Annotated in this window: 8 protein-coding genes; all 8 read right to left on the bottom strand. The window is 47.0% G+C overall.

The window, feature by feature from the left end; genetic code table 11:
- Positions 1 to 8: 8 nt before the first annotated feature.
- Entirely contained in the window at positions 9 to 2,567 is a 2,559-nt protein-coding gene (locus PV783_RS12645; protein ID WP_420988222.1) for a GH116 family glycosyl hydrolase, read from the bottom strand.
- Positions 2,568 to 2,849: 282 nt separating this feature from the next.
- The gene (locus tag PV783_RS12640; protein ID WP_420988221.1) at positions 2,850 to 3,824 is read right to left on the bottom strand and encodes a hypothetical protein; all 975 of its coding nucleotides are present in this window, start codon (positions 3,822 to 3,824) and stop codon (positions 2,850 to 2,852) included.
- Positions 3,825 to 3,853: 29 nt separating this feature from the next.
- A complete protein-coding gene (locus PV783_RS12635; protein ID WP_420988220.1) occupies positions 3,854 to 4,702 on the bottom strand; it encodes a substrate import-associated zinc metallohydrolase lipoprotein in 849 nt (282 codons plus the stop codon).
- 34 nt (positions 4,703 to 4,736) lie between these two features.
- Positions 4,737 to 6,188, bottom strand: a complete 1,452-nt coding sequence (locus tag PV783_RS12630; protein ID WP_420988219.1) for a RagB/SusD family nutrient uptake outer membrane protein — start codon at positions 6,186 to 6,188, stop codon at positions 4,737 to 4,739.
- A gap of 10 nt (positions 6,189 to 6,198) precedes the next feature.
- Complete coding sequence (locus tag PV783_RS12625; protein ID WP_420988218.1) at positions 6,199 to 9,837, bottom strand: SusC/RagA family TonB-linked outer membrane protein; 3,639 nt, start codon at positions 9,835 to 9,837, stop codon at positions 6,199 to 6,201.
- Positions 9,838 to 9,945: 108 nt separating this feature from the next.
- On the bottom strand, positions 9,946 to 11,157 hold the full coding sequence (locus PV783_RS12620; protein ID WP_420988217.1) for a FecR family protein: 1,212 nt from the start codon (positions 11,155 to 11,157) through the stop codon (positions 9,946 to 9,948).
- 90 nt (positions 11,158 to 11,247) lie between these two features.
- Entirely contained in the window at positions 11,248 to 11,802 is a 555-nt protein-coding gene (locus PV783_RS12615; protein ID WP_420988216.1) for an RNA polymerase sigma factor, read from the bottom strand.
- Positions 11,803 to 11,967: 165 nt separating this feature from the next.
- Positions 11,968 to 13,593: a RagB/SusD family nutrient uptake outer membrane protein gene (locus PV783_RS12610; protein WP_420988215.1), complete on the bottom strand. Its 1,626-nt coding sequence runs from the start codon at positions 13,591 to 13,593 to the stop codon at positions 11,968 to 11,970.
- Between the last annotated feature and the right edge of the window lie 11 nt (positions 13,594 to 13,604).

The raw sequence follows: 13,604 nt of genomic DNA, 5'->3' as shown, positions 1-13,604 counted from the left end.
GTTTTCATTTAAGCCAATGGAATCGTTTTGCCTCCCACTATGGCGTGTACAGCCGGAATAGTACCATAGGCCACCGTTAAGGACGGTACTCCCTTCTTCCAGCTCACAGTACCAAAGCCCTTGTCCGTGGCCAGGAAGCTGCTGAAATCGCCGATCTTTGAATCGATGTGAATGGCTTTATCCACAGCATCATACCGTACACCGGTAAGTCCCTGCAATAATCCGTAGCTCGACATGGCGCGGGCGTACCAATGGCCGCATTCATATTCATTGAAAGGATTCCTGACTGTACCATCATACCGCTCACGGCAGGTACGTACAATATCAAGCCCTTTTTCCACTTCACCCTGGAACATCAGGTGGGAGGCCACCTGGTATTCGATACCGGTCCATACTTCATTGCTGTATACAAACGGGAGCGACAACATCCCTCCTTTGGGCCAGGAGCATAGCAGCAGTCCGCCTTCATGCCCCAGTGCATAGGTAGAGCGTTGCGGGTTTTCGTGTTGCTGCAAATCTTTTTTAAGATTGTATTTATGTACCGCCAGTAAGTGACTTTTTGTTTTGGCAGTATCAACGGGTTCCGGCAGGCCGCATACGCGGGCAATCCAGGAGCCCAGTACGCCATCGGAGAGACATCCCGTGCCGTATTGGTATTTTGGTCCTTCCTTTTTCAGCAGTGCCAGTGCTTCCGGTGAATATTGTGTACTGAACGATTGCGCTTTTACAGGGTCGGGCGCCTGCAGGTCGGTCCATTTTATTTGTTGTATAAAATATTCACCGTTGTACAACTCCGTTTCCAGGTATTGCTTTCCTTTTGCGTAAAGCGATTGATAGGCGCTCACATCTTCACCAAGCGCGCCGCCCATTGCGGTGAATGCCGTGAGTGCGCCGAGGTAGAAGCTGGTACACATACCGGTGGGCCCCCAGAATTCAATGTCGTAGGTATTATGGTGGGGTTCTTCCACAATGCCTTTTCTTTTCGGATCCCAGGTGCGGATACAATAGTCCATGCTCACTTTCACCAGGGGGAACATTTTCTTCAGCCAGTCGTGATCCCCGCTGATACGCCAGTCGCGGTACATTTTCATAATGCCGCCCAGCTGGCCATCGGCGGCTGAATGGAAGTTATGTACCAGTGGCGAAATGGGGATATTGGCCCGGAAACCCTGGTGTCCTTCCGTATTCTGATTTTCATGAAACTCTGTATGGCGTAAACTTCTTTCCAGCGCAGGAAACAGGTGTGGCACTGCCTGTGCATAGTTCCATACATGCGTACAGGTACCATGGCAACTTCCCCAGTTATCACCTGAACCTTCCCAGCACCAGAAGCGGCCATCGTATTGCCGCATCACCGTAGCGGATTTTAAGATGGTGAGGTTGGCGGCTACTGCTTCCAGTACTTCCGGTGGCAGGGTGCTTTTATAAAAAGTATTTGTAAAAAGAGATGTTTGCCGGTATAGTTCATCATAGTGGCCGGACCAGTAAGCGGCTGCTTCTGTAATATCTTTAAACCGGCTGCTGTACCAGGGCTTGTAATACTTACCTGTGGCGGGAGTACCACCATCCGGACTATCACCTATATGCAGTTTGGAATCCGGTACATACCAGGTCATCATAAGCCGGATCACCTTTTTTTCTCCGGGTTGCAAACGGAAGGGCACATACAAAGATCCGCCCGGCGCGTCTTTCTCCACTGGTGCTGCATCCCGTGTTTCGCCTGCTTTTACAGTATTCCATACCATCGTTAAGGGATCAAACCACGCGCCGCGGAACCAGCAATGATCCACAATAGTGGAAGACTCGGTGGTAAAGATGGCGAATGCTCCTTTCTTTTCCGGCGCATCGGGAATTGCTTCCTGTGATAAAACAAATCCCTGCGGCATGGCCGTTACACTATTCCCTTTATCTCCCTGCCGCATAAAGTTGCGGGCATGATAGGAAAAAATATATTCTTCCGGTTTAGTACCGGTATTCGTAAACTGGTATTCCAGTGCGCCAAAGGGCATACTGGCATGATCTTCATCGCCCGGTGTAAAAGGGCTCCAGCCTTTTATACTCACCTGCAGGGGCAATGCGTTATCACGGAGACGGATATCCGCAAATGGGAAACGCGCGTTAAAAGTGGCTTCGTTAAAACGCGGCAGCCCCCAGGTAGCGCCGCCGGTACCGCCTAACCCGGCATCACGTTGCCCGAACTTCTTCCAGTTGGGCACACTTCCTTCCAGTACCCTCGCCCCGTTGGGAACGCCTTTAATACTGATAGCGGCAAACATAGCCGGCTCGTAAAACATTTCGGGATTATGGTGCACCGACATATGCGAAATAGCGCCCGTACCTTCCAGGCAAAACATGCCGGCGCCTATTCCTCCAACGGGGAAGGCTATACGGTTATTATACTTTCCGTTGTAGGCTTCATTAAAACGACGGTCGCCCGGCGCCTTCTTTTCCCCCGGCGCAGGCGTTTCTTCCTTTGCCGCCAATGCGATAGCAGGGATGGTTGCAGCGCCCAGGTAGGCAACAGCAATATTTTTCAGAAAAAAACGCCGGTTGTTACTTTTTTTCATGTGGGTTTCAAATTTAAAACAGCCGGCAAGTGCCGCCGGTGCTGCGCTTTACAATAAAATCAACTATGGCTCTGCTGGTTTAATACTTCGTTTTTCATCGTTTCTCCGTGGATCCCCTGATTTTGCTTACACGTTTAAGCAAAATAACAAGATTGAAACTAAAATAATTTATGATAGTATCCTAGCGTTTGGGGAGATTTTATTTTGAGGAGGAATTTAATTATAAAGACAGGGCCCGCTCAATAAGCGGGCCCTGTCTTTATAAAATATTATTTCCGCTGCTTATTCTACTTCCAGCGTGCCGGTAATAATTTCAGTACCATCCTTATCCACAGCAAACAACCCGATTTTAGTACGGTCGGCACTCACGCTGCGTACCAGTAAATAATCGGTTTTCAGCGCCCGCATAAACTTACGGGGCGGATTTACAAAAAGTTCCACCGGACTAACGCCATTGTCTATATGATTATAAAGCGCATTGTTGCCGCAATAATACAATCCGCCATTATTATAGTCGCTGTTTACATACAACTCTACCGGGTACATGCCCAGGTCCCTGCAGAAAGGCAGGTATGTCCGGAAGAAATTCATGTTACCAGCTGAACTGCCTGAAAACTCCATGTTGATGGCGGGAGGTACATACCCGTTCTTATAGGTCAGCTTCAGTGTATTGGTGGCGCTGTTATAAAAAGGCGCATCGTTGGCAATAAACAAGGCAGGCAGGTTTACCGGGCTGTCAAACCAGGTAATGGGCGCTTTCAGCTTCACCAGCTTCATGGGAATACCGCCTTCAGATGCGTAGATATTTCCTTTGCGGTAAGGTTGTACTGCAATGGTATCCACACCGGCATTCAGCACCTTAAAATAGTAATCGTTGATATTGCCGGATTCATAAAAGCTGGAGAAAATGGACCCGCTGGCAAAACTTAACAGCGGAGATCCGGTAGCGCTGCTTAGTTCAAACAGGGATGGCACACTGGATGCCGAAGCCGGAAAAGGCGACTGCGTAGTGAACGTACCTTTGCCAATATCAAACTTAATGATCACCGGTGTTGCAGTGATGAGCGCCGTATCCATACTGGGTATATACATAATCCATCCCAGGGGGGCATCTCCCAGCTGTTTTAATATTTTATCATTCAGTTCATTCTGCCTGGCATCATTTGCCTCCAGGTCAAAATCCTTCTCGTATTTCGTACACCCTGCTGCCAGCACTACCCAAAGGATAGCTATCAGCAACTGATAAGTATTTTTCATTTTTCTGTTTTTAGGAGTAATTAATAGTCTCACGGAACAATCGCTTTCACCACAGAATCCAGTTTCACCTGCATCAGGTGCAAATCAATTCCTTTGCTCAGGTAAAACGCGTTCACCATCCGGTACTTTGTTTCCAGTTTGGAATTCTTTGCCACAATCCTTAACACCGAGTCTTTCGGAAAACGGATCATTGCTTCTACGGTAGTGGCAAAATCCTCCACTGCCTGGTAACCGCCATACGCCCGGAAGAAACCATCCCGCTGCGCCTGGGCATCCGTTTTTGTATAATACTGGAGATCATAGTAGGTACCTTGTGAAACCTGGTCGTAGCCCTTTGGCCGGCCAAATTTCTGGTCCAGCTGATGTGCGTGCTCGTGGTAAAGAATGCAGATGTGTTCCCTGATCCACGCCCTGTTCAAACGGTAATTATTCACATCTCCCATACCCAAACGGTAATACTGGGCGTTCAACCCGGCGCCAGCTGCCGTTCCTGCAGTAATAGAGTTAAAATGGATACCGGTACCTACTGTTAAAAACTCTACCGGGATCTGGTCTTTTAAAAATGCCGGTGCAAAAATGCTGATGGGTTCCAGCCACATTCTCTCCACCACATTTTTAGTATAGGGCAATGCCTTGTCGTACATGGCCGGTACAAAAAAAGTAGTGGGATCTATTACTCTCGGTTCAAATTTATAAATCACTCTTACGCCGTAAGTATGCCGGATACTGTCTATCAGGCTATCCAGGCCATTCCTCGGTGCATCCACAGAAAAATAATCGATCGTATCATTAACCATCGGGTCCTTATCCTTGAGGCACGAAAAGCAGGTTAACGTGATCAGGGCAGCTATAAAGGATAATTTCATTACTTGTTTCATGGTAAAAAATTAAGTCTACTGGTAAAGGATGATGTTATCTCGGGTTCAGCTGTTGGGTAATAGGAAGATTTCTTTCCTGTTCCATCCTCGGAATCTGTATGGCCTTTCTCAGGTCGTTGGCCTTGAGTACCGATGCAGATGCTTCTCCTCTTGATAAGCGGTGTTCTACGGTCAAGCCTAAACGTTTTACATCGTACCAGCGTAACCCTTCGTTAATGAATTCCCTTCTTCTTTCCACCAGTACAGTATCCAGCAATTGTGCCGGAGTGATAGCCGGATCCAGTGTTACATACCTGATATACCTTTCTTTCCGGATGGCTTCCACATCTACCAGTGCAGCGGGTACGGCGTTGGCGTTTCCACTTCTTAACAGGGCTTCTGCACGCGTCAGCAATACTTCTTCCATATTAAAATAAGGCGTTCTGATAGGCGTGTTATTCGGACTGTTAGGCTGTGTGGCATACTTAATAGCGATGTTCCGGTTATCTATTACCGTGCCTACAGAGGTAAATACCGCTAACCTCATGTCATTATTGGTATAAAGCGGGCGGATAGAATCGCTGGGAAAAAACCCGCAGATAGAGTACCCTGTTGGCGTAATGGGCGACAGATTAACAGAGTAGGATAACATCAGAATGTTTGAATGAAAGGCCGGATCCATATAGCGGTTAGCAAAAAAGGGAACACCATTTGTACTTTTATAAGGTAAGTCTTCCGACAACTTTCTCACCGGACGACCTTTTTCTGCAATCACAGCATCGCTGTATTTCACGGCTTCATCCCATTCCCCTTTGTACAGTTTGATACGCGCAAGAAAAGCATTGGCGCTGGCTACTGAGAAATGGTAGGGATTAGCGGGAATATAAGAACCGCCTTTTTGCAGTTGCGCCAATCCTTCTTTGGCATCAGCTTCTACCTGGTCATATACTTCTTTCACGGTGTTGCGTGAATAGTAATTGATATTTCCTTTGGAAATAGCTGCTACAATAGGTATTCCGAGATCAGTGCCGGAGGTGGTGGCATTGTAATGTTGCCCGAAAAGGTTGACCAGTATAAAATGGCAATAAGCCCTGATCAGTAATGCCTCTCCTTTTACCGCTGCCTTCTGTTGCTCATTGCCGCTGGCGGCATCTATTCCTTCGAGTGTTAAATTGGTAAAGAAGATCTTTGAATAATAGCCCGCATATGCAACCGCAGGTCCTGTGCGGATGTTATCCGGATAATCATCTACCCACAGGTACATCGGCAGGTAACTGGTAATATTGGATGCCTGTACCAGTGGCGCATGATAATCATAATCATCTGTAAGGATATCGGTAAACAGATCATGCCGGATCGGGTAAGCATTTACCAGCACCTGCGCATACTGTTCTGCGCTTTTAATGTCTGCCCGGTTATCATACGGCTCTTCTGTGAATTTCTTACAACTCACCAATACTAAACAAAAGAAGAGCAGGTATATCGTAGTGTTTCTTATTTTCAGCATAGTAAATATTTTAGAATTGGGCGTTTAATCTGAGTGTGTAAGATGTAGGATTGGGTAAGCTCACACCGGTAATAATGCTTTGAGGATCCACGCCTCTCAGGTCTTTATCAGCCCAGAAATACAAATTGTTAGCGGCAAGGGATAAACGGGCGGATTTTAATACGGCTGCTCTCTTTGGACTAAGCTTAGGCATAATATCATACGACAAAGTAACTTCACTCAAACGAAGCACGCTGGCATCTACCACCATCTGATCGCCCCTGTTGTAGGCAAACTCCCGTTGAATAAAAGCGGAGTTATAATATGCCTGCTGGATGTTGGAGATCAGGCCGGGAATGTTGGTTGTTTTTTCATCACCGGGAATGCGCCAGCGGGCTGCCACATCTTTTTGTGTAGCCAGGTTATCACCGTAAATTCTGCTGATCAATGGATTTCTGAATACTTTGTTGCCCATACTGTAAGTAAAGAAGATCCTTAGCTCAAATGCTTTGTAGTTAAAGCTATTGGTAAAGGAACCTGTTACCGTTGGGTCGCGTGAGCCCTGGTAAGAGATCAGTGAATCGTCTTGCGAAGACAACAGGATGTTATCTACTTTCGCTCCTTTGGCGCCATAAAACAGCGGCTGACCTACATTATCCAGTCCTGCGTAGCGGTAAGCATATAAACCATTCAGCGGTTTTCCGATGGTACCATAACCGCCGGGAGCCGTTTTCACGGTGAGCAGCTGGGAGAAATATCCGTTGGTTACCTCATTCTTCACCTGACCCATGAGCACATTAAAATTCCAGTTAAAGTTGCGGGTGTGCACAATGTTTTTAATACCCAGTGTTACATCCACGCCTTTGTTGGTCATGCTGGCCCAGTTGATAGTTTTTGTGGAAAACCCATCTTCATACGCCACGTTCCTGCCGGCTACGAGGTCTTTATTCTTCCTGTTGTAATATTCTGCTGTAAGGGTAAATTTATTAAACATGCCGATGTCTATACCTACGCTGGTAGTATAATCTTTCTCCCAGTTCAGGTTATATAATTCCGGTGAAATAATATTGATGCCCAGTTCATTGTAGTTGATGTCTCCGCGATAGGCATTGTTATATTTCGCATTCAGGGCCGGGGAACTCTGCCAGGCGTTGCCGCGCAGCGCATAGCTTCCTCTCAGCTTCAGGAAATCTACTCTGCCGGAGGCATTCAGGCGCTCCATAAATTTCTCCTTGTCTACGTTCCAGGCCAGTCCTATGCTATAGTTAGGCAGGAAGTTGGAGCGGGCAGCAGAGCCAAACATATTGCTGCCGTCTATTCTCGCGGCCAGGTCAATGATATATTTTTCATTAAAGACATAATTCGTACTCAGGAAAAACGCCGTTTTATTCTCGTGTGTAAATCCTTCGAGGTAGTATTGTTCATCTTTTTCAATGGCTTGCCGTAAGGCGAGGGGGCTTGGAGAAATAATCCCTCCTGCATAATATTGGTAACCATAACCACGGGTGTAGGTAGTATTCACTTTATCGCTGCCCATTTCAAAACCACCAAATACATTTACGGCATGCACCCTGCTGAAAGTATGATTCCAGTTCAATGCGTGGCGCATAGTAAGGAAACTTCCTCTCGCAGTTCGCTGATCCAGGATACCGCCACTGGGCAAAATCGTTTGCGGGATCGCGTTAGGATCGTTAGGATCCTTGTACAGTAAAGGGTTCATGTTGGCGATAGACAACGGATTATCTACGCGGTAAGCGGCGGCTACGTTGGATCTTTCTGTCATCACGTGACTGTAATCCGCTGTTGTTTTACGGGCAGATAACAATGCTTCATAGCGTAAGCCCGGAATAATTTTATAGGTCAGCTTTAATGCGGTCCTGATCTCCTGGCTTTTCAGCGTATTGAAGTTTTCATTCAGCTCATTTAAAATATTGAACGGCGCATAATCACGCAGGTAATATTTATAGTTGCCGTTTTCATCATAAGGTACCATTGCGCGACTGGTATTAGCTGCATAGCTGAAGGGGTTCAGATCAAAGCTGCGGGTGATTTGCCCGTCGGTAACGGAACTGTTGAACGTTCCCGGCGCCAGCTGATCCCTGTAGGTGAAGTTGGTGATAAAATCGACATCCAGCTTCTTTGTAACGTTAATTACTGTACGAAAATTCGCCGTATACCTGTTTACGTTATAGCTAACGGCCTGACCATCATCGTGCAGGTAGCTGCCCGACAGGAAGTAAGTGGCTTTATCACTGCCGCCGTCCATTGACAGGTTGTATTCCTGTACCAGGTTATTTTTGAACAGCACATCAAACCAGTCGGTGTTGGCCGATCTTGATTTGTTCAGCAGTTCATTTGCTTTTTCCATTGTAATACGGCGCTGCGTATATTGATTATAGATATCCGTGAACGCGCCGGTAGAACTGGGATAATTTAATACAGAGAGATAACCGTAGCGGTATAATTCATTGGAGAGATCCATTTGTTCTTTGGAATCCATGAGATTGAAGGTGGCTACGTTGGGTTTAATTCCCATTGTTAAAGCCGTACCTACATTCACATTCATCTGCCCTTTTCTTCCTTTTTTAGTAGTGATGGATACTACGCCGTTGGCGGCGCGGGTACCATACAGGGAAGTGGCAGATCCATCTTTCAGGATGGCGATATCTTCGATATCTGCGGGATTGAGGCCCGCGATGGCAGAGCCCAGCAGCGCTGCCGGATCACCGGAGTACAACTGGCTTGGCTGGATATTGGCAGGCGAAGTAATAGGTACGCCGTCAACTACGTAGAGTGGTTCCTGGTTGGCGCTGATAGAGGCGCTTCCCCGGATCCTGATCTTTGGTGTGCTGCCAAAAGTAGAGGACACGTTTTCCACGCTTACGCCGGCTACTGCGCCCTGCAACATCCTGGAGACATCCCCTACACCGGAACGTTGTATCAGTGCTTTATCTACCTTACCAACAGAACCGGTAAACGTTTCTTTATTCAGCTGCTGGAAACCGGTTACAATTACTTCGTTCAGCGCTTTCTGTGATACACGCAGTGTAACGTTAAGCGTTTGTCCTTTTTTTACAGAGATTTCCCGTGTAGTAAATCCGGGGTTGTAAATAACGAGTACGTCGCCATCGGCTGCATTGATGGAGAAGCTGCCGGTTTGACTTGTCACAGTTGCGGAGCTGTATTTCCCTTTAATAAATACCGTTACACCGGGCAGTGGGGCGCCCGTGGAATCGGTGATTTTACCCGTAACAGGATCCTGCTGCTGACGGGAGCTTTCCTTTGCTGCCGCTGCTGCAGGATGGTTACCCACACTGGCAGAATCGGGATATACAAATACAGATCCTTTACCAATGGTATATTGCAATCCCTGGTCTTTTAGTGTAAGGTCCATCAGGTTACGCAAAGGCATATCTGTTACGTTCAGGTCTACCGGCCTGATATGCTGCATGAGGGAGGATTTACATACCACTGCATAAGCGGTTTGTTTTTTGATGGAAAGAAATACCTGTTCAATAGGTATTTTTTTTCCGGAGATAGAAACAATTTGTGTGCGGCCGCTTACGCTTATATGCAGGCACATGATCAGGAGAATAAAGGTGGTGAGTTTTCTCAATAGTTTACTCTGCCGCTCTTTTTCAGAACAGCCCTTGCAGGTTGTAAAATGCATAGATCAGGTTTACTTTGATTGATAAATGTTCCCTCCGGTTGTTTACGGACAAGCGGCAGTCATCCCGGTGTATACACCGGAACAGGGTTTATGCTACCTCGTATTTAATTATTGTTTTCTTACGACTATTTTCTTTCCTCCATCTTCGATGATGAATTTCACGCCGGATTCGGCCATAAAACTCAGAACAGTTGACAGGTTTTCGGATCTGCTGATTTCGCCCCAGAAAGTGATTTCCGGGATATTTCCTTCATAAACTACATCAATATTATACCAACGGGATATCTGTTTCATTACTTCTGCCAGCCCCATATTATGCAGGTTCAGCATCCCATTCTTCCAGGCCATTACCCTTCCGGTATCAGCAGTTTGCACCGTCATGCCGGCGTTTTGTGATTTGCCGTAAAAGATCGCTGCCTGCTGACCCGGTGTCAGTATTTCATTGCGGTTATCCGCCGGTGAAGGCGATACCCGTACTTTTCCTTCCAGCAGCGTAATTTTTGCGGCAGGATCATCGTGATAGGCACACACATTAAACGCGGTGCCCAGTGCCTGTACGATGCCCTGCCGGCCACCTTCTGCGGAGGAAAGGAAACGGACACTGAAAGGTTTCGACTTATCCTGTGCCACATCAAAATATGCTTCTCCCGTTACTTCCACTATTCTTTCATTACCGGTAAACGCCACCGGATACCTCACAGAAGTAGCAGCGTTTAGCCATACCCGTGTGCCATCCGGTAATACCATATGGAATTGCCGTCCCCGGGGGGTTGTCATGGTATTATATACAATAGCGCTTTCCGGCGCCAAACTATTGTATGATTGATAAGCAAGACGGCCATTTTTTATTACGGCGTCTGAACCTTTCTGTTTAGCGACAAGACCATCGCCCAGGCTATCCAGTACTACACGGCTGCCATCGCCCAGGGTGAGGATAGCGCCGTTTCCACCGGGCGCAATATCTGCGATCAGCGGTTTGACAGATACGGGAGATGCGGGTTTAAAAATAAAATAAGCCCCTGCAGCCAGCAGTACCACCACCGATGCCGCGGCTGCAAACTTCCAGCGGGCAATGACAGGAATAATGCCACTCCGCCGGGTTTCCTGCGGATATCTTGATAAGATAGCGCCTGCCAGCTGCCGCCGTTTCTCCACTGGAAATGCATCATCGTCTGTCATGTTTTCCCAGCTTTTCTTCATCATGGGCTCCAGCTCACGCTGCTCCAGCAGGGAAATATACTCCCCGCTTTCTGCGTCTGTAAGTTGCTGTGTACACCATAAATGATGCAGGTATTCCAATCTGCTTTGGGAATCTTCCAAGTGCTGTTGCTTTATTTAATTCAAGTATAAGGACAACGGAAATTAAAAAAAGGGGGTAAAGGCCAGGATATTTTTTTTAAAAAAGGAAAATTATATTTCCAGATGACCGGCAATGTATTTGGTAATAGACGTATTTGCGTGCTGGAGATAGGTTTTAACCGTTTCACGGGAAATATTCATGCTGGCAGCAATCTGCTGGTAGGTGAATCCTTCGCGTCTGTTGAGGGTCCATACTTTCAATTGTTGAGGCGGCAGCCGGTTAATGGCAGCATCTATAAGACTGTACTGCTGCTCAGTGGCAGACCTGTCTTCCTCCGGCGCCGCATACACGCTTTCCATCCATTCTTTGTGTTTCTTCCGTTCCCGTGCTGCTTTTTTTATTTCATTCACAATCCGGTTACGGGAGATCACATATAAGTAAGTACGAAAATTCCGGATCTCAGCCAGGCTTTCACGGGTTTGCCAGATCTGCGTAAAGATATCTTGTACAATTTCTTCCGCCAGCTCCCGGTTGCCGGTGTGCCGTACCACAAAACTGTACAGCAGGCCGGAATACTCTTCCAGCAGCTGCGTAAATGCTTTCCCATCTCCCTCCGCTATGCGGGAAAGGAGTTCCTCTTTAATATGTGTATTTGTTCCGGACATTAGCTTCCATAGGTATTCTCCCGATTCTGGTTGGCCGAAATATATGTTTTTTTACAGATTAACTTTCATAAAAATACACTTTTATGATTTTAAGGTGGCATATACCGACAAAAAAAACGGGGATGAATACTCATCCCCGCGATCAATCTACAACCAAAATAAGCCTCAATACCCCGGATTCTGCTTCAGATTATTATTCTTCTGAATCTCCGTTCTGGGTATCGGGAATAGCGTGCGGTTAATATTATTAGTGGCGGCATGCGACAACCACGACTTTTTCGTAAATGCGCCAAACCGGATCATATCAGTGCGGCGATGGCCTTCCTGGTCAAACTCCCAGCCCAGTTCATCCAGAAAACGTCCGAATACGAGATCCGCGCCACCTTCATTGCTAAACTGATTATTCACAGCATCCTTCATACCATACTGGTAGGCACTGCCGCCTATCAGCTGGGCGCCCGTTACCACTGCTTTGGAAGGATTGGCGGCAAAATCCCTTTGCCTTACCTGTGTAACAATGGCCGCTGCCTCATCGGCTTTGCCTGTACGAAGCAAACTTTCAGCCTGCATCATCAACACCTCCGCATAGCGGAACAGTGGGTAATCATTACTCAACCGGTTAGTGGAGCCCATCTTTATTTCAAATTTTCCTAAACGGAAACCGTGCACCGATTCTCCTTTTTCCAAACCGGGTAATTCATTTACAAAGCTCAGCGGCTTACCGGCGAAATCGCCCTGCGCCACATACAGCATCTGGCCGCCGGCGGTGTACTGTTGTCCTTTGATCCAGTTATTCTGATACCGGGCATCGGCAGGATCAAAGGTGCTGATGAATTGAGGAATGGCACAGATACCGCCCCAGGGCGTATTCTTCAGGTTATAGGTCGCCTGGTTTTCCTGCTGCAATGTTTGCATATGAAAATCAAAGGCGTTCCAGTTATTGGTATAATCCTCATCCATCGGAATAGCCAGTATTATTTCTTTTGAATTCTGGTTCTCTGTTATAAACACACTTTTCTGCGCCGGTTCCAGGATATATCCCGCGCCGGATTTGATGACGCTATCACAGGCACTGATACATTTTTCCCATTGAGGTGTGCCGGTATACACGCCTGCATTCAGGTACATTTTAGCCAGCAGCGTAAAGGCTGCCCATTTGTTGAATTTGCCGTAGGTGGCTACCGTATTGTCTTTGCTCAGAAAAGGAATATTATCGGTAAGATCCTTTACGATGAATTCATACACTTCCTTACGCGTACTCTGTTCGGGCAAAAATCCTGAGGGCAAATCAAACTGTGTTACAATAGGAACATTTCCGTAAAAGTCGCACAGGATGGCATAGTACGACGCGCGAAGCACTTTCAGTTCTGCAAGTGTGGCTTCCTTCCCTTCCGTAATAGGGATCAGGCCGGATTCAATCTGGTAAATGATCCTGTTACAGTTGGTGATGCCCGCATAAGTCCTGGACCAGGTTTGGTTTACCACATCATCATCGGTAGTCCAGGTATGTTTGTGCAAACGCTGGTATACGCCGTCATCAAACCATCCCCACGGACGTTTGGGTATTACCAGTTGATCGCCTGTTACCTCCTGCGCCCGCCAGAGGCCATTCCAGTCAAGCAATATAAACCGCCATTGCGAGTATCCTGCACCCACCAGCGCGGCTATATCATCTTTGGTAGGATTAAACTGCGTGGAGATGATAGTGGTATATGGTGTATCTTTTAATTTGGTACACGCCGACAGTAAAACAATAACCATCAGCAGATTTATTTTACGAAGCATTTTCATACACGTGTTTT

Origin of the sequence: Chitinophaga sp. CC14 (genome assembly GCF_048957795.1) — a bacterium.
Taxonomy (GTDB): domain Bacteria; phylum Bacteroidota; class Bacteroidia; order Chitinophagales; family Chitinophagaceae; genus Chitinophaga; species Chitinophaga ginsengisegetis.
Note: the sequence above shows the minus strand (reverse complement) of the source record. Positions and strands in the feature narration are given on the sequence as shown.

Bases quoted from the DNA above. Each gene is read 5' to 3' on its own strand.
- PV783_RS12640 (WP_420988221.1), bottom strand. From the start codon at position 3,824: ATGAAAAATACTTATCAGTTGCTGATAGCTATCCTTTGGGTAGTGCTG.
- PV783_RS12625 (WP_420988218.1), bottom strand. From the start codon at position 9,837: ATGCATTTTACAACCTGCAAGGGCTGTTCTGAAAAAGAGCGGCAGAGT.
- PV783_RS12630 (WP_420988219.1), bottom strand. From the start codon at position 6,188: ATGCTGAAAATAAGAAACACTACGATATACCTGCTCTTCTTTTGTTTA.
- PV783_RS12645 (WP_420988222.1), bottom strand. From the start codon at position 2,567: ATGAAAAAAAGTAACAACCGGCGTTTTTTTCTGAAAAATATTGCTGTT.
- PV783_RS12610 (WP_420988215.1), bottom strand. From the start codon at position 13,593: ATGAAAATGCTTCGTAAAATAAATCTGCTGATGGTTATTGTTTTACTG.
- PV783_RS12615 (WP_420988216.1), bottom strand. From the start codon at position 11,802: ATGTCCGGAACAAATACACATATTAAAGAGGAACTCCTTTCCCGCATA.
- PV783_RS12635 (WP_420988220.1), bottom strand. From the start codon at position 4,702: ATGAAACAAGTAATGAAATTATCCTTTATAGCTGCCCTGATCACGTTA.